Below are 16,029 nucleotides of genomic sequence, written 5' to 3' on the forward strand. Positions count from 1 at the left end.
GGCGCGCTCGCCGCGAGCACGGCCCGCTCGACGGTCGCGGGCGCCGACACGGCCGTACGCACCGGATCCCCGGCCTTGATCGCCAGCGCGGCCGGAGCGCGTTCGCACAGGCCCAGGCAGGGGCTGCGCTCGACGCTCACACCGCTGCCGAGGCCGAGCCTGGCCTCGACGCCCGCGCACAGCTCCGATGCACCCGCCGCCGCGCACGCGAGGTCCGTGCAGACGTGCAGGACCGTCGCGGGCCGCGGCTTCACCGAGAACATCGCGTAGAAGGTGGCGACCCCGTAGGCCTCCGCCGGCGGCACGGTCAGCCGTCGGCAGAGGTAGTCGAGGGCGCCCTCGCTGATCCAGCCGATCCGGTCGTTGACGGCGTGCAGCCCCGGCAACAGCAGGTCACGGCGTTCCCGGGCCTCACGCCCGCCGCGTGCCCACCTCAGGTCGGCGTCGGAACGGTCGGCGCCCTCCCACGATGACTCCGGAGGGCCGAGCAGCGTGTCGATGGCCGCCCGTTCCTCGTCCGTCGGCTTGCTGTCACCGAAGCGCAGGTCCACTTGACATCACCTCACTTGAATAGCAACCGGCAGCTTGTCGATCCGGATCGCCGACGCCTTGAACTCCGCCGTCCCCGCGATCGGGCAATTGGCCTCGATCGTCAGCTGGTTGGTGTCCACCTCGTCGGGAAAGTGCATGGTCATGAACGCGAGCCCGGGCCGCAGCGCCGTGTCGACCCACACCGGCGCCACCACCGCCCCGCGCCGCGAGGAGATCTGGACCTCCTCGCCGACCACCACGCCGTAGCGCTCCGCGTCCTCCGGGCACAGCTCGACGTACTCACCGCGCCGCAGCGGCGACGCGAAACCGCCGCTCTGCACCCCGGTGTTGTACGAGTCGAGCCGCCGCCCGGTGGTCAGCCGGATCGGGTACTCCTCGTCCGTCAGGTCGACGGGCGGGTCGTGCTGGACCAGCCCGAAGGGTGCGAGCCGGCCGCGCTCGGCCGGGTCGGACGCCCACAACCGGCCGTGCAGATAGGTCGGTTCGATCCGGTCCGTCTCCGGGCACGGCCACTGGATGCCCTGGTGCTCCTCCAGGCGCTCGTACGTCATCCCGAAGTGGTCCGGGGACACCGACCGCAGCTCGTTCCAGACGGCCTCGGAGTCCGCGTACTTCCACTCGTGGCCCATTCGGGAGGCGAGGTCGCAGAGGATGTCGATGTCCTCGCGGGCCTCACCGGGCGGGATCACCGCTCGGCGCACCCGCTGAACCCGTCGCTCGCTGTTGGTGGTTGTGCCCTCGGTCTCGGCCCAGCCGGCCGTCGCGGGCAGGACGACGTCCGCCAGCTCGGCCGTCTTCGTCAGGAAGATGTCCTGGACGACGAGGAAGTCGAGGGCCCGCATACGGCGTACCGCCTGCTCGCTGTCGGCCTCCGACTGCGCCGGGTTCTCCCCGATGCAGTAGACGGCCTTGAGCGTGCCCTCCTCCATGGCCTCGAACATCTCCGTCAGGTTCATCCCGTAGTGGGGCTGGATGACGGTGTCCCAGGCGGACTCGAACTTCAGCCGAGTGTCCGGGTCGAGGATGTCCTGGAAGCCGGGCAGCCGGTTCGGGATGGCGCCCATGTCGCCGCCGCCCTGCACGTTGTTCTGCCCGCGCAGGGGCTGCAGCCCCGAGCCGAACCGCCCCACATGGCCCGTCAGGAGCGACAGGTTGATGAGCGCACGGACGTTGTCCGTGCCGTTGTGGTGCTCGGTGATGCCGAGCGTCCAGCACAGCTGGGCGCGCTCGGCGCGGGCGTAGGCGTGCGCCAACTCCCTTATCGCGGCGGCCGGTACGCCCGTCACCTTCTCGGCGAGGGACAGCGTCCAGGGCTCGACGAGCTGCTTGTACTCCTCGAAGCCGGTGGTCGCCCGCTCGATGAACGCGTCGTTGGCCAGCCCGGCCCGGATGATCTCGCGGCCGATCGCGTGCGCCATCGGGATGTCCGTGCCGACGTTCAGCCCGAGCCAGCTCTCCGCCCACTCGGCCGTGGACGTGCGGCGCGGGTCGACCGCGTACATCCGGGCGCCGTTCCTGATCCCCTTCAGCACGTGATGGAAGAAGATCGGGTGCGCGAAACGGGCGTTGGAACCCCACATCACGATGAGGTCGCTGTGCTCGACCTCGGCGTACGAGGAGGTGCCGCCACCGGATCCGAAGGCTGCCGACAGGCCCGCCACGCTGGGCGCGTGGCAGGTCCGGTTGCAGGAGTCGACGTTGTTGGTGCCCATGACCACGCGGGCGAACTTCTGCGCCACGTAGTTCATCTCGTTGGTCGCGCGGGCGCAGGAGAACATGCCGAACGCGTCGCGTGCCGCGCCCAGGCCCCGGGCGGCTCGGTCCAGGGCCTCGTCCCAACTCGCCCTGCGGAAGGGCTCGTCGCGCGAGTCACGGACCAGCGGATACTCAAGTCGGTTGTACGTCTTGGGAGTTCGGTCGCGCTTCCTCATACGGCGTTCCTCAAAGTCCTCGTGACGGTCCTGGTGAAGGTCCTCGTGGAAGTCCTGATGGAAGTCCTGATGGAAGTCCTCATGCGGCTGTCCTCAGGGCGAGCAGGTCCGAGATGGCGTGGACGGTGCGGAGCGTGGGCACCGGGACGTCGGTGATCTCCGCGAGTTCGACGACTGCGGCGAGCAGCACGTCGAGTTCGAGCGGTTTGCCGCGCTCCAGGTCCTGGAGCGTCGAGGTGCGGTGGTCGCCGACGCGCTCCGCGCCGGCCAGCCGCCGTTCGATGGAGACGCCCACCTCGCAGCCCAGTGCCTCGGCGACCGCGAGCGTCTCGGTCATCATGATCTCGATGACCCGGCGCGTACCGCCGTGCAGGCACATCTGCCGCATGGTCGCGCGGGCCAGGGCGCTGATGGGGTTGAAGGAGATGTTGCCGAGCAGCTTGAGCCAGATGTCGTTGCGCAGGTCAGGCTCGACGGGGCACTTGAGTCCGCCCGCGATCATGGCCTCGCTGAACGCCGTGCAGCGCACCGAGACCGAGCGGTCCGGTTCTCCGACGGAGAACCGGGTGCCTTCCAAGTGGCGGACGACTCCCGGTCCTTCCAGCTCGGTCGCCGCGTAGACGACGCAGCCGACGGCCCGTTCGGGCGCGATCACCGCACTGACCGCGCCGCCCGGGTCCACGCTCTCGACACGGTGGCCGTCGTGCGGGCCGCCGTGCCGGTGGAAGTACCACCAGGGGATGCCGTTCTGAGCGGCGATCACCGCTGTCGTGTCGTTCAGGAGAGGCTCGATGAGCGGCCCGCACGCCGCGTACGAGTTGGCCTTCAGGCCCAGGAGGACGAAGTCGACCGGGCCGACCTCGGCCGGGTCGTCGGTGGCGTGCGTCCGCGCGGTGAAGTCGCCGCGCGGACTGAGCACTCGCACTCCGTGCTGCCTCATGGCCGCGAGATGCGGTCCACGGGCGATGAGGTGCACATCGGCACCCGCGCGATGCAGCGCGGCACCGACGTAGGCGCCGATAGCACCGGCGCCGAGAACTGCCACTTTCACGGGAGGGGCTCCGTTCGGTCGAGGGTACCGAGGAGACGCTGAACAGCGTTGAACCATGTCGACTGAATATTGTCTACAGTATGGGAGTTGGGGCAGCAAGGGTTCGCGCAGCACCTGCGACAGGCTCGGGGGCTCCGCCCGGTGTCGCCGGACACGGTTCGGGGTTCGCTGAGCGTCGCGCACCGAACACCCTTGGTGGAGCAGTCGAGTTCGGCCGAGTCCGGCCGAGCGCGGCGCCCGAATGCCGTTCGTCGGACCGAACCGACCGTTCGTCGCGCATCGCATACCGTTCACCGCACACGGCATACGCGTTCGTGTGGCCGTCTTCCCAACCGGCCGACCGGTTCCTATCGTCCGGGATCATGAGTCCCCCTGTAGCCCCACCGGGCTGGAGCCGCTGGCTGGTCCCGCCCGCGGCCCTGTCGGTCCACCTCTCCATCGGACAGGCCTACGCCTGGTCCGTGTTCAAGCCGTCCCTGGAGTCCGCGCTCGACCTCAGCGGCACCCAGAGCGCCCTGCCCTTCCAGCTCGGCATCGTGATGCTCGGCCTGTCCGCCGCGTTCGGCGGCACACTCGTCGAGCGCAACGGGCCGCGCTGGGCGATGACGGTCGCCCTGATCTGCTTCTCGTCGGGCTTCCTGCTCTCCGCGCTCGGCGCCGCCACCGAGCAGTACTGGCTGATCGTCTTCGGCTACGGCTTCGTCGGCGGCATCGGCCTGGGCATCGGCTACATCTCGCCCGTCTCCACGCTCATCAAGTGGTTCCCGGACAGGCCGGGCATGGCCACCGGCATCGCCATCATGGGCTTCGGCGGCGGCGCGCTCATCGCCTCGCCGTGGTCCGCGCAGATGCTGGAGTCCTTCGGCTCCGACAGCTCCGGCATCGCCCAGGCGTTCCTCGTGCACGGACTGACGTACGCCGTCTTCATGTCCCTCGGCGTGTTCCTGGTCCGCGTGCCGCGCCCCACGAAGACCGCGGCCGACGGCACTCCGGCGCCACTCCAAGGCGTACAGGTCTCCGCGAACAGCGCCATACGCACCCCGCAGTTCTGGTGCCTGTGGGTGGTGCTCTGCATGAACGTGACCGCGGGCATCGGCATCCTGGAGAAGGCCGCCCCGATGATCACGGACTTCTTCTCGGACACCTCCACACCCGTCTCGGTGTCGGCGGCGGCCGGGTTCGTCGCGCTGCTCTCGGCGGCGAACATGGCGGGCCGTATCGGCTGGTCGTCGACGTCCGACCTGATCGGGCGCAAGAACATCTACCGCGTCTACCTGGGCGTCGGCGCGCTGATGTACGCCCTCATCGCCTGGGTCGGAGACTCCTCGAAGCCGCTGTTCATCTGCTGCGCCCTGGTGATCCTCTCCTTCTACGGAGGCGGTTTCGCGACCATCCCCGCCTACCTGAAGGACCTCTTCGGGACCTACCAGGTCGGCGCGATCCACGGGCGGCTGCTCACCGCCTGGTCGACCGCCGGAGTCCTCGGACCACTGATCGTCAACTGGATCGCGGACCGCCAGGAGGAGGCCGGCAAATCAGGAGCGTCCCTCTACGGAGTGTCACTGGTCATCATGATCGGGCTGCTCGTGATCGGCTTCGTCGCCAACGAACTGGTCCGCCCGGTCAACGCCCGCCATCACATCCCCGCCCAGAGGGAGGCCTCCGATGTCCACGAGCGACAGCAGTCCGCCTGAGGGCAGCGCGCCCGACCGTCGTCCGTTGATCGCGTTCGCCTGGCTCTGGGTGGGCGCTCCGTTGGCCTATGGTCTGTACGAGCTGGTGCAGAAGGCCACCCAATTGTTCACAGGGTAGGTGTTCGGGTGTCCGAGGGCCTGACAGAAGCCGACAAGGGTGGCACACCAATCCTGTGGCATTACGTGCCCTCGTACCCGTGAGTACCTGATCAGACTGGTGAGTCCCGTTACCCAGGCAACCAAGGGGACCGCCCATGAACGGCTCACGCATCGCCGCTGTCGGCCACTACCAGCCCGCCAGGATCCTCACCAACGAGGACCTGGCGGACCTGGTCGACACCAGCGACGAGTGGATCACGAGCCGGGTGGGCATCCGTACGCGGCACATCGCGGGCCCCGACGAACCGGTCGACGAGCTGGCCGCGCACGCGGCGGCCAAGGCCCTGGCGGCCGCCGGCCTCGCCCCCGACGACATCGACTTCGTCCTGGTGGCCACCTCCACCGCCGTCGACAAGTCGCCGAACATGGCCGCCCGGGTCGCCGCCCGCCTCGGCATCCCGTCGCCCGCCGCCATGGACGTCAACGTCGTCTGTGCGGGCTTCACGCACGCCCTGGCCACCGCCGACCACGCCGTCCGCGCGGGTGCCGCGACCCGGGTGCTGGTCATCGGCGCCGACAAGATGTCCGACGTGGCCGACTGGACGGACCGGACGACCTGTGTGCTCGTCGGGGACGGGGCGGGGGCCGCCGTCGTCGAGGCCGCCGAGGAGCCCGCCATCGGGCCCGTGCTGTGGGGCTCGGTGCCCGAGATGGGACACGCGGTACGCATCGAGGGCACCCCCTCGCGGTTCGCGCAGGAGGGCCAGAGCGTCTACCGCTGGGCGACCACCAAGCTCCCGTCCCTCGCGCGCGCGGCCTGCGAGCGCGCCGGCCTGACCCCCGAGGAACTGGCCGCGGTCGTGCTGCACCAGGCCAACCTGCGCATCATCGAGCCCCTCGCCGCGAAGATCGGCGCCGTGAACGCGGTCGTCGCGCGCGATGTCACCGAGTCGGGCAACACCTCCGCCGCCAGCATCCCGATCGCCCTGTCCAAGCTCGTCGAACGCGGCGAGATCTCCACCGGCGACCCGGTCCTGCTCTTCGGCTTCGGCGGCAACCTCTCGTACGCGGGACAGGTCATCCGCTGCCCGTGACGTGCGCGTATTCCGGTGAGCAAGCCCCTCGGAAGGGGCGTGTGACGAGGTCAACTCCCCCTCGGCCTGGCCATTGTGCGCCGTAGACTGTAGACGAAAGACAATTGATACTGGCTTTGAGGCTGCCGTGCTGTCGGCGCGCACGCCGCCACTGCCCAGGAGGGGGACCGCGATGTTGTCGACCGGACTGCCGCAGGGGTCGGTGCCCAAGCTCGAACGGCCGGGACCGCTCCGGGACCGTGTCTACGAAGCGCTGCTCGAACTGATCACCACACGTGCCCTGCAGCCCGGCCAGCATCTGGTCGAGAGCGAGCTGGCGGGGCACCTCGGGGTCTCCCGGCAGCCCGTGCGCGAGGCGCTGCAGCGGCTGAACACCGAGGGATGGGTCGATCTGCGGCCCGCCCAGGGAGCCTTCGTGCACGAACCGACGGAGGCCGAGGCCGACCAACTCCTCACTGTGCGCACGCTGTTGGAGGCCGAGGCCGCCCGGCTGGCGGCGGCCAACACGGGCACGGCGGGGATCGCCGCCCTTGAGGAGCTGTGCGCCCAGGGCGAGGAGGCGGTCGGCGCCGACGACGTGGACGGGGCGGTCGCGACGAACGCCCGTTTCCACGCGAAGGTCATGGAGCTCGCGGGCAACACGGTCCTCGCCGAGCTGGCCGCCCAGGTCGACCGGCGGGTCCGTTGGTACTACACGCCGGTCGCCCGGCAGCGCGGCCACCAGTCCTGGATCGAGCACCGCGACCTGATCGCCGCGATCGCCGCCCGCGACGAGCAGCGCGCGACCGAGGTCATGCGCGCCCACACCGAGCACACCCGCAGGACGTACCACGCGCGACCGCGCGACTGAGCGTTTGCGCTCCGCCGGGCGCCGGGTGCGTCTGGGAGGTTCGGTGCCGTCTGCGGGTGCGTCGTGGCCGGACGCGCAGTTCCCCGCGCCCCTTGCGGGGCCGGGCCGTCAGAAGGCGTTCGCGTGTTCCGTCGCCCACTGGCGGAACGTGCGTGGTGGTCGGCCCGTGACCTCCTCGACCGTGGGCAGGACCTGGGACTCGTCCAGGATCCCGTCGGCGAAGAAGCGGAGGAACGCCTCGGCGTACGGAGCAGGGAAGGCGGCCCCCAGCGCCTCGCGGGCCTCCTCGTCCGTGAGGCCGACGGTACGCAGCTCGCGGCCCAGCACCTCACCGAGGACGGCGATCCTGTCGGCGGGCAGCAGTGACTGAGGGCCCGTCAGGGTGTAGGCGTGGCCCGCGTGTTCGGGCGAGAGGAGGGCCCGGGCGGCGACCTGGGCTATGTCGTACGGATCGATGTCCGCCGTACGGACACCGGGGAACGGCACGCGCACCTCGTCGCCCTTGCGTATCTGGTCCGCGAGCGACACCGCGTTGGACATGAAGCTCACGGGCCGCAGGAAGGTCCAGGCGAGCCCGGACTCGCGCACCCCGTTCTCCGACGCCCGCATATAGCGGGTCACCGCGTTTCCGTCGTCGACCGCCGCCGACTTGCCGGAGAGCATCACGACCCGCTCGACACCGGCCGCCCGCGCGTCGGCCAGGACGGCCCGCTGGCCCTCGTACCCGGGCATCAGGAACAGGGCGCGCACCCCGTCGAGCGCCTCCCGTACGGTCTCCGGGCGGTTCAGGTCGCCGGCCACCCCCTCGGCACCCTGCGGCAGTCCGGCCCCCTCGCCCGAACGGCTCATCGCCCGCACCGGCTCACCCGCGGCCGCCACCGCGCGCACCACTCCGGCGCCGACGTTCCCCGTGGCACCCGTCACCAGGATCATGAGTTCCCCCCTCCCGCCCCGGGCCACGGCAGCGCGGAGCACAGGGTGCCCATCCTGCTGTGCCGTTCCGCGCGTGGCCACCGCTCCAGCTCGCTTTGTCCTCTCAGTGGAAGAAGTCGTCGGCAATTTGGGCTCAACTTCTTCCCAGCTTCGGCAGCCGCTGCTACGTTCCACTCGAAAGCCAACGACGGCGGTGCCGATGAGGCCGGGAGGGGCTCGTGAGACGCATGACGGCGCGACCCGGAAACGCCCACCAGGCGCGGCTGCTCAGGCTGTTGCGTGACGGGGGGCCCAACTCGCGGGCCCAGCTGGGCGATCAGGTGGACCTCTCGCGGTCCAAGCTGGCCGTCGAGGTCGAACGGCTGCTGGAAACGGGCCTTGTGGTGGCCGACGGACTCGCCGCCTCGCGCGGCGGCCGCCGCTCCCACAACATCCGGCTCGCTCCCGCACTGCGCTTCCTCGGGGTCGACATCGGCGCCACCTCGGTCGACGTGGCCGTCACCAACGCGGAGCTGGAGGTGCTGGGGCACATCAACCAGCCCATGGACGTACGCGAGGGTCCGGTCGCGGTCTTCGAGCAAGTCCTGTCCATGGCAGCGAAGTTGAGGGCCTCGGGGCTCGCGGAGGGGTTCGACGGCGCCGGCATCGGCGTACCCGGCCCGGTCCGTTTCCCCGAGGGTGTCCCGGTCGCCCCGCCGATCATGCCGGGCTGGGACGGGTTCCCGGTCCGCGAGGCACTGAGTCAGGACCTCGGCTGCCCCGTCATGGTCGACAACGACGTGAACCTGATGGCGATGGGGGAGCAGCACGCGGGCGTGGCCCGTTCCGTGGGCGACTTCCTCTGCGTCAAGATCGGTACCGGTATCGGCTGCGGAATCGTCGTCGGCGGTGAGGTCTACCGCGGTACGACGGGCAGCGCCGGCGACATCGGCCACATCCAGGCCGTGCCGGACGGCCGCCCGTGCGCGTGCGGCAACCGGGGCTGCCTGGAGGCCCACTTCAGCGGCGCCGCGCTCGCCCGCGACGCCACGGAGGCCGCCCAGCAGGGGCTTTCCCAGGAACTGGCGGCACGACTGGAGGCGGCTGGCGCCCTGAGCGCCGTCGACGTCGCCGCCGCGGCCGCCGCGGGCGACGCCACCGCGCTCGATCTGATCCGCGAGGGCGGCAACCGCACCGGCCAGGTCATCGCCGGACTCGTCAGCTTCTTCAATCCGGGCCTGGTGGTGATCGGCGGCGGTGTGACCGGACTCGGCCACACCCTGCTCGCCGCGATCCGCACCCAGGTCTACCGCCAGTCGCTGCCTCTGGCGACCGGCAACCTCCCGATCGTTCTGGGGGAGTTGGGCCCCACCGCCGGAGTCATCGGCGCGGCCCGGCTCATCAGCGACCACCTCTTCTCACCCGCGTAACGCCTGCTTCCAGAGCCGCAACAGCGCCACATCTCCACGAGCCGCACGAGCGCCACATCTCCGAGCCGCAAGAGCGCAACCTTCTCCCGAGCCGCAAGAGCAGCGCCTCTTCCTGAGGCGCTCCCGCACCACACCTCACCACACACCCTGCTTCGCCCTGCCCTCACTCCGCCCTGCCCTCACTCCGCCCTGCCCTGAGACCGGCCCGCACGCCGAGGGGAACCGTCATGGCTCCAGAACCACCCCTGCTCACCATGTCCGGCATCACCAAGTCGTTCCCCGGTGTCCGGGCCCTCGACGGCGTCGACCTCGACGTCCAGACCGGCGAAGTGCACTGCCTGCTCGGCCAGAACGGCGCGGGGAAGTCCACGCTCATCAAGGTCCTGGCCGGCGCCCACCAGCCGGACGACGGCACGATCACCTGGCGCGGCGAACAGGTCACCCTGCGCTCGCCCATCGCCGCCATGCGCCTCGGCATCGCCACCATCTACCAGGAACTCGACCTGGTGGAGCACCTGTCGGTGGCCGAGAACGTCTACCTCGGCCATGAGCCGACGACCGCCGGTTTCGTCGTACGCGGCAAGGACGCCAAGGCCTCGACCGGCGCTCTCCTCAAGCGACTCGGACATTCGGAGATCGATCCCGCGCGGCTCGTCGGTGAGTTGTCCGCGGCCCAGCAGCAGATCGTCTCCATGGCGCGGGCGCTCTCCCACGATGTACGCCTCATCGTCATGGACGAACCGTCCGCGGCCCTGGACCCCGACGAGGTCGACAACCTCTTCCGTATCGTCGGCGACCTGACCGCGGAGGGCGTCGCCGTCGTCTACATCTCGCACCGGCTGGAGGAGATCCGCCGCATCGGCGACCGGGTCACGGTCCTGAAGGACGGCCGGGCGGTGGCGGGCGGACTGCCCGCGAAGTCGACGCCGACCCGCGAGGTCGTCGCGCTGATGACCGGGCGCAACGTCGAGTACGTCTTCCCCGAACGCCCCACGCACCAGGCGCTGCCCGAGCCGGTGCTGGAGGTCCAAGGCCTCGCCCGGGACGGTGAGTTCGCCTCGCTCGACCTCACCCTGCGCCCCGGCGAGATCGTCGGCCTCGCGGGACTCGTCGGCTCCGGCCGCTCCGAGATCCTGGAGACCATCTACGGCGCCCGCAGGCCGAGCGCCGGCCAAGTCCTCGTCGACGGCAAGCGGTTGAAGCCCGGCAGTGTCCGCGCCGCCGTCCGCGCCGGACTCGGCCTCGCCCCCGAGGAACGCAAGGCACAGGCCCTGCTGATGCTGGAGTCCGTCACCCGGAATGTCTCCGTGTCCTCCATGTCCCGCTTCTCGTACGGGGGTTGGCTCGACCGGAGCGCCGAGCGGAACGCGGCGCAGAAGGCGACCCGCGAGCTGTCACTGCGCCCCGACAACCCGTCCGCCCCCGTGCGCACCCTCTCCGGCGGCAACCAGCAGAAGGCGGTCCTCGCCCGCTGGCTGCTGCGCGGCTGCCGGGTGCTGCTGCTCGACGAACCGACCCGCGGCGTCGACGTCGGCGCCCGCGCCGAGCTGTACGCCGTCATCCGCCGCCTCGCCGACGAAGGCCTGGCCGTGCTCATGGTCTCCAGCGAAGTACCCGAGGTCCTCGGCCTCGCCGACCGCGTCCTGGTGCTCCGAGAAGGCCGGGTCGTGCACACGGCGCCGGCCCAGGAGCTCGACGAACACCGCGTACTCGACCTCGTCATGGAAGGAAGCCCGGCGTCATGACGCAGCCCGTGTCCCCGCCCCGGGACGAAATCCCGAAGCTGTCACCACAGGTGGAACCCAGTCCGTGGCGGGCGGTCGTGGCCCGTGCCGACGTCCGCACGCTCTCGCTGCTCGGTGTGCTCGCAGCCCTGATTCTCATCGGAGGCATCACCAAGCCCGACGAGTTCCTCGACACCCGCAACCTCCAACTCGTCCTCACCCAGGCCTCGGTGATCGGTGTCGTCACGGTCGGCATGACCTTCGTCATCATCTCCGGCGGCATCGACCTGTCCGTCGGCGCGATCGTCGCACTCGCCTCGGTGTGGGCGACGACCGTCGCCACCCAGGACTACGGCTTCGCCGGCATCTTCTTCACGGCGGTGATCGTCGGCGTCGGCTGCGGCCTCGTCAACGGCGTGCTGATCGCGTACGGCACCATGGTGCCCTTCATCGCGACACTGGCCATGCTCGCCTCGGCCCGCGGCCTCGCTCTCCAGATAACCGACGGCAACACCCAGGTCGTCACCGTCGACGGCATCCTCGACCTCGGTGAGCGCGACTCCTACGTCCTCGGCGTCCCGCCGCTCGTCATGGTGTTCGCGGTCGTGACGATCATCGGCTGGCTCGTGCTCAACCGCACCACCTTCGGCCGCCGCACGGTCGCCGTCGGCGGCAACGCGGAGGCGGCCCGGCTCGCCGGCATCGACGTACGCCGCCAGCGCCTCTACCTCTACCTGCTGTCCGGACTGTGCTGCGGAATCGCGGCCTTCCTGCTGATCATCCTGTCCGGCTCGGGCCAGAACACCAACGGCAACCTCTACGAACTCGACGCCATCGCCGCCGCGATCATCGGCGGCACCCTGCTCACCGGCGGACGCGGCACCATCGTCGGCTCGGTGCTCGGAGTCCTGATCTTCACCACGATCACCAACATTTTCGCCCTGAACAACCTGCAGAGCGACGTCCAGCAGATCGCCAAGGGCGCGATCATCGTCGCCGCCGTGCTCGTCCAGCGCCGTACCGCCAGCACGACCTGAGGAAAGGGTTCACCGCCATGCCAGAGATCACGAGCCGCAGAGGACTGCTCTTCGGCACCGCCGCCGTCTCGGCCGGTGTCCTCCTCGCCGGTTGCACCAGCAATGAATCCGGCGACGAGCCGGCCTCCAACGACCAGCCCGCCGCCGACGACAAGCCCGGCAAGCAGGTCACCATCGGCTTCGCCGGCCCGCAGGCCGACCACGGCTGGCTCAACGCGATCAACGACAACGCCAAGAGCCGCGCCAAGAAGTACAAGGACGTGACGCTGGAGATCACGGAGGGCTCCAACGACACCGCCCAGCAGATCGGCCAGATCGAGACGCTGATCAACAAGAAGGTCGACGTCCTGGTGGTGCTGCCCGCCGACGGCAAGGCGCTCACCCAGGTCGGCCTCCAGGCGATGCGCGCGGGCATTCCCGTCGTCAACCTCGACCGGATCTTCAACTCCCCGCAGGCGTACCGCTGCTGGATAGGCGGCGACAACTACGGCATGGGCCTCAACGCCGGCCACTACATCGGCGAGAAGCTCAAGGACAAGAAGGGCGCGCGGGTCATCGAGCTCGCGGGACTCGACAACCTGGAGCTGACGAAGCAGCGCACGCAGGGCTTCGACGCGGCCCTCAAGAACTACCCGAACATCAAGAAGGTCGCCCGTCAGGCCGCCGAGTTCACCGTCGAGTCGGGACAGGCCAAGATGTCCCAACTCCTGCAGGCCCAGTCGAACTTCGACGCCCTGTGGAACCACGACGACGACCAGGGAGTCGGCGCCCTGCGCGCCATCGAGCAGGCCGGACGCGACGACTTCCTGATGGTCGGCGGCGCGGGCGCCCTGTCCGCCATGCAGGCCATCGAGTCGGACAACAGCGTCCTCAAGGCCACCGTCCTCTACCCGCCCACCATGGCCGCGTCCGCGATCGACCTCGCCCGCGCCCTCGGCCAGGGCAAGGGCGTCGGAGGCCTCGCCGAGTTCGAGATCCCGGCGTCCCTGACGCTCTACTCGGCGGTCGTCGACAAGGCGAACGTGAAGCAGTACCTGCCCACCGGCTTCAAGTAGGCCGCGCCCCTGTAGGGGCGCCCCGTAAGGGGCGCGGGGAACTGCGCGACCAGCCACAACGGACCCGCAGTCATCACACCGCGCCCAAGCGGAGCGCTGTCGCACAACACCCCCCACCGCGCCACGACGAAGAGGAGGACCTCCGCATGGGACAGCCGCAGCAGCCCGACGAGGCACAGGCCGGGGCAGCGGCCGGAAGGCCGCCCCTGGGCGTGGGCATGGTCGGATACGCGTTCATGGGCGCCGCCCACTCACAGGGCTGGCGCACCGTGGGCCGTGTCTTCGACCTGCCACGCCGACCGGTCCTCGCCGCCGTCTGCGGCCGTGACGCGGGAGCCGTACGAGCGGCGGCCGACCGGCTCGGCTGGGCGGCCGCCGAGACCGACTGGCGGGCGCTGATCTCCCGCGAGGACGTCGACGTGGTCGACATCTGCACCCCCGGTGACAGCCACGCCGAGATCGCCGTCGCGGCGCTCGCCGCGGGCAAGCACGTGCTGTGCGAGAAGCCCCTCGCCAACACGGTCGAGGAGGCCGAGGCGATGGCCGAGGCCGCCCAGGCCGCCGCCGAGCGCGGCCAGGTGGCGATGGTCGGCTTCAACTACCGCCGGGTGCCCGCCACTTCGCTCGCCCGGCAGATGGTCTCCGAGGGGCGCCTCGGCACCCTGCGGCACGTCCGGGTGACCTACCTTCAGGACTGGCTGGTGGACCGGGAGTTCCCGCTCACCTGGCGGCTGCGCAAGGAGACGGCGGGCTCGGGAGCGCTCGGCGACCTCGGCGCGCACATCGTCGACCTCGCCCAGTACCTGGCGGGGGAGCCGGTCGTGGGAGTGTCCGCGCTCACCGAGACCTTCGTACGGGAGCGGCCGCTGCTGTCCGGAACCTCCAGTGGCCTCTCGGCGGCCGGGGGCAGCGACCGCGGCGCCGTCACGGTCGACGACGCCGCGCTGTTCACCGGACGGTTCGCCTCGGGCGCCCTCGGGTCCTTCGAGGCCACCCGGTTCGCCACCGGCCGCAAGAACTCCCTGCGCATCGAACTCAACGGCGAGAACGGCTCGTTGGCCTTCGACCTGGAGCGCCTCAACGAACTCTCGTACCACGACGGCACGGAACCCGGCACCCACGCCGGCTTCCGCCGCATCCTCGTCACCGAACCCGACCACCCCTACCTGGAGGCCTGGTGGCCGCCGGGCCACGGCCTCGGCTACGAGCACACCTTCGTCCACCAGGCCCGTGACCTCGTGCGCGCGATCGCGCACGGCGCGCAGCCGCTGCCCTCCTTCGCGGACGGGCTGCAGGTGCAGCGCGTGCTCGCGGCGGTCGAGGAGAGCGCCGAGAAGAACTCCGTCTACACCCCCATCGCGAGCTGAGGAAGGCCAGTCCATGCCGCGCAACTTCACGCTGTTCACCGGCCAGTGGGCCGACCTGCCGCTCGAAGAGGTCTGCCGGCTCGCCCGCGACTTCGGCTACGAGGGTCTCGAACTCGCCTGCTGGGGCGACCACTTCGAGGTCGGCAAGGCCCTCGCGGACTCCGCCTACCTCGACTCGCGCAGGGAACTGCTCGGCAAGTACGGCCTCAAGTGCTGGGCCATCTCCAACCACCTGGTCGGCCAGGCCGTCTGCGACGCCATCATCGACGAACGCCATCAGGCGATCCTGCCCTCCCGTATCTGGGGAGACGGCGAGGCGGAGGGCGTACGGCAGCGGGCGGCGGCCGAGATCGCCGACACCGCGCGCGCCGCGGCGGCCTTCGGCGTCGACACCGTCATCGGCTTCACCGGCTCCGCGATCTGGCACCTGGTCGCCATGTTCCCGCCCGCCCCCGAGTCGATGATCGAGCGCGGCTACGACGACTTCGCCATGCGCTGGAACCCCATCCTCGACGTCTTCGACACCGAGGGCGTGCGGTTCGCGCACGAGGTCCACCCGAGCGAGATCGCGTACGACTACTGGACAACTCAGCGCGCCCTGGAGGCCGTTGGCCACCGGCCGGCCTTCGGTCTGAACTTCGACCCCTCGCACTTCGTCTGGCAGGACCTCGACCCGGTCGGCTTCCTGTGGGACTTCCGCGACCGGATCTACCACGTGGACTGCAAGGAGGCCCGCAAGCGCCTCGACGGCCGCAACGGACGGCTCGGCTCCCACCTGCCGTGGGGCGACCCGCGCCGCGGCTGGGACTTCGTGTCCGCGGGCCACGGCGACGTCCCCTGGGAGGACGTCTTCCGGATGCTGCGCTCCATCGACTACAAGGGCCCCATCTCGGTCGAGTGGGAGGACGCGGGCATGGACCGCCTCCAGGGCGCACCCGAGGCACTCACCCGGCTGAAGGCGTACGACTTCGAACCTCCGACGGCGTCCTTCGACGCGGCGTTCGGCGGCAACGACTGACCCATCCCCTCACAGTGTTCCGCTCCGGGGTGACGGCGCACCCCGGCATATCGCACCCGCATGTACAACCAGCCCCACTCTGGAGGCATTCCGTGCACGGGAACGACCACATAGGCACCGCCAGAACCGAGAGCCACAGACGACGCCCGAGACTCCAACTGCGCAAGGCGCTGGCCCTGTTCACCGGCGCGCTCCTCGCGGGTGCGCCGCTCACC

The 16,029-nt window shown here is 70.3% G+C and carries 13 protein-coding genes; 9 read left to right on the top strand and 4 right to left on the bottom strand.

All coding sequences use genetic code 11. From position 1 onward, the window contains the following. The 3 genes from O3Q52_RS31595 to O3Q52_RS31605 all read right to left on the bottom strand — a co-directional run. The coding region (locus tag O3Q52_RS31595; protein WP_269652106.1) for an NAD(P)H-dependent oxidoreductase subunit E at positions 1-551 on the bottom strand (551 nt) is incomplete at its 3' end. A gap of 6 nt (positions 552-557) precedes the next feature. After that, positions 558-2,483, bottom strand: coding sequence for a molybdopterin oxidoreductase family protein (locus O3Q52_RS31600; protein ID WP_269652107.1), 1,926 nt, complete (start codon positions 2,481-2,483; stop codon positions 558-560). Between the two features lie 79 nt (positions 2,484-2,562). Next, positions 2,563-3,534 (bottom strand): 2-dehydropantoate 2-reductase, encoded by a 972-nt coding sequence (locus O3Q52_RS31605; RefSeq protein ID WP_269652108.1) that lies wholly within the window; start codon positions 3,532-3,534, stop codon positions 2,563-2,565. Positions 3,535-3,896: 362 nt separating this feature from the next. Between O3Q52_RS31605 and O3Q52_RS31610 the strand changes: the two genes are divergently transcribed. From O3Q52_RS31610 to O3Q52_RS31620, 3 genes are all read left to right on the top strand, one after another. After that, positions 3,897-5,228 (top strand): OFA family MFS transporter, encoded by a 1,332-nt coding sequence (locus O3Q52_RS31610; RefSeq protein ID WP_269652109.1) that lies wholly within the window; start codon positions 3,897-3,899, stop codon positions 5,226-5,228. 254 nt (positions 5,229-5,482) lie between these two features. Beyond that, complete coding sequence (locus O3Q52_RS31615; protein WP_269652110.1) at positions 5,483-6,421, top strand: beta-ketoacyl-ACP synthase III; 939 nt, start codon at positions 5,483-5,485, stop codon at positions 6,419-6,421. A gap of 172 nt (positions 6,422-6,593) precedes the next feature. Next, on the top strand, positions 6,594-7,271 hold the full coding sequence (locus O3Q52_RS31620) for a GntR family transcriptional regulator (protein ID WP_269652111.1): 678 nt from the start codon (positions 6,594-6,596) through the stop codon (positions 7,269-7,271). A 108-nt stretch (positions 7,272-7,379) separates the two neighbouring features. On the opposite strand, the gene O3Q52_RS31625 is transcribed toward O3Q52_RS31620, so the two are convergent. Continuing rightward, positions 7,380-8,204 carry an NAD(P)H-binding protein gene (locus tag O3Q52_RS31625; protein ID WP_269652112.1) on the bottom strand — a complete coding sequence of 275 codons (825 nt, stop codon included), beginning with the start codon at positions 8,202-8,204 and terminating at the stop codon, positions 7,380-7,382. 227 nt (positions 8,205-8,431) lie between these two features. Between O3Q52_RS31625 and O3Q52_RS31630 the strand changes: the two genes are divergently transcribed. From O3Q52_RS31630 to O3Q52_RS31655, 6 genes are all read left to right on the top strand, one after another. Continuing rightward, positions 8,432-9,613, top strand: a complete 1,182-nt coding sequence (locus O3Q52_RS31630) for an ROK family transcriptional regulator (protein ID WP_189841044.1) — start codon at positions 8,432-8,434, stop codon at positions 9,611-9,613. A gap of 227 nt (positions 9,614-9,840) precedes the next feature. Beyond that, positions 9,841-11,358: a sugar ABC transporter ATP-binding protein gene (locus O3Q52_RS31635; RefSeq protein ID WP_269652113.1), complete on the top strand. Its 1,518-nt coding sequence runs from the start codon at positions 9,841-9,843 to the stop codon at positions 11,356-11,358. Further along, positions 11,355-12,374, top strand: a complete 1,020-nt coding sequence (locus O3Q52_RS31640) for an ABC transporter permease (protein WP_269652114.1) — start codon at positions 11,355-11,357, stop codon at positions 12,372-12,374. Before O3Q52_RS31635 ends, O3Q52_RS31640 begins: the two co-directional genes overlap by 4 nt. Positions 12,375-12,391: 17 nt before the next feature. After that, positions 12,392-13,429 (top strand): substrate-binding domain-containing protein, encoded by a 1,038-nt coding sequence (locus tag O3Q52_RS31645; RefSeq protein WP_269652115.1) that lies wholly within the window; start codon positions 12,392-12,394, stop codon positions 13,427-13,429. Positions 13,430-13,575: 146 nt separating this feature from the next. Continuing rightward, positions 13,576-14,796, top strand: coding sequence for a Gfo/Idh/MocA family protein (locus O3Q52_RS31650; protein ID WP_269652116.1), 1,221 nt, complete (start codon positions 13,576-13,578; stop codon positions 14,794-14,796). A gap of 13 nt (positions 14,797-14,809) precedes the next feature. Then, positions 14,810-15,814 (top strand): sugar phosphate isomerase/epimerase, encoded by a 1,005-nt coding sequence (locus O3Q52_RS31655; RefSeq protein ID WP_269652117.1) that lies wholly within the window; start codon positions 14,810-14,812, stop codon positions 15,812-15,814. The last annotated feature ends 215 nt before the right edge of the window (positions 15,815-16,029 follow it).

It is taken from the genome of Streptomyces sp. ActVer (assembly GCF_027270795.1).
Taxonomy (GTDB): Bacteria; Actinomycetota; Actinomycetes; order Streptomycetales; family Streptomycetaceae; genus Streptomyces; species Streptomyces umbrinus_A.

Coding starts and splice junctions, on each gene's coding strand:
- O3Q52_RS31600 (WP_269652107.1), bottom strand. CDS start 2,483: ATGAGGAAGCGCGACCGAACTCCCAAGACGTACAACCGACTTGAGTAT.
- O3Q52_RS31610 (WP_269652109.1), top strand. CDS start 3,897: ATGAGTCCCCCTGTAGCCCCACCGGGCTGGAGCCGCTGGCTGGTCCCG.
- O3Q52_RS31615 (WP_269652110.1), top strand. CDS start 5,483: ATGAACGGCTCACGCATCGCCGCTGTCGGCCACTACCAGCCCGCCAGG.
- O3Q52_RS31620 (WP_269652111.1), top strand. CDS start 6,594: ATGTTGTCGACCGGACTGCCGCAGGGGTCGGTGCCCAAGCTCGAACGG.
- O3Q52_RS31625 (WP_269652112.1), bottom strand. CDS start 8,204: ATGATCCTGGTGACGGGTGCCACGGGGAACGTCGGCGCCGGAGTGGTG.
- O3Q52_RS31630 (WP_189841044.1), top strand. CDS start 8,432: ATGACGGCGCGACCCGGAAACGCCCACCAGGCGCGGCTGCTCAGGCTG.
- O3Q52_RS31635 (WP_269652113.1), top strand. CDS start 9,841: ATGGCTCCAGAACCACCCCTGCTCACCATGTCCGGCATCACCAAGTCG.
- O3Q52_RS31640 (WP_269652114.1), top strand. CDS start 11,355: ATGACGCAGCCCGTGTCCCCGCCCCGGGACGAAATCCCGAAGCTGTCA.
- O3Q52_RS31645 (WP_269652115.1), top strand. CDS start 12,392: ATGCCAGAGATCACGAGCCGCAGAGGACTGCTCTTCGGCACCGCCGCC.
- O3Q52_RS31650 (WP_269652116.1), top strand. CDS start 13,576: ATGGGACAGCCGCAGCAGCCCGACGAGGCACAGGCCGGGGCAGCGGCC.
- O3Q52_RS31655 (WP_269652117.1), top strand. CDS start 14,810: ATGCCGCGCAACTTCACGCTGTTCACCGGCCAGTGGGCCGACCTGCCG.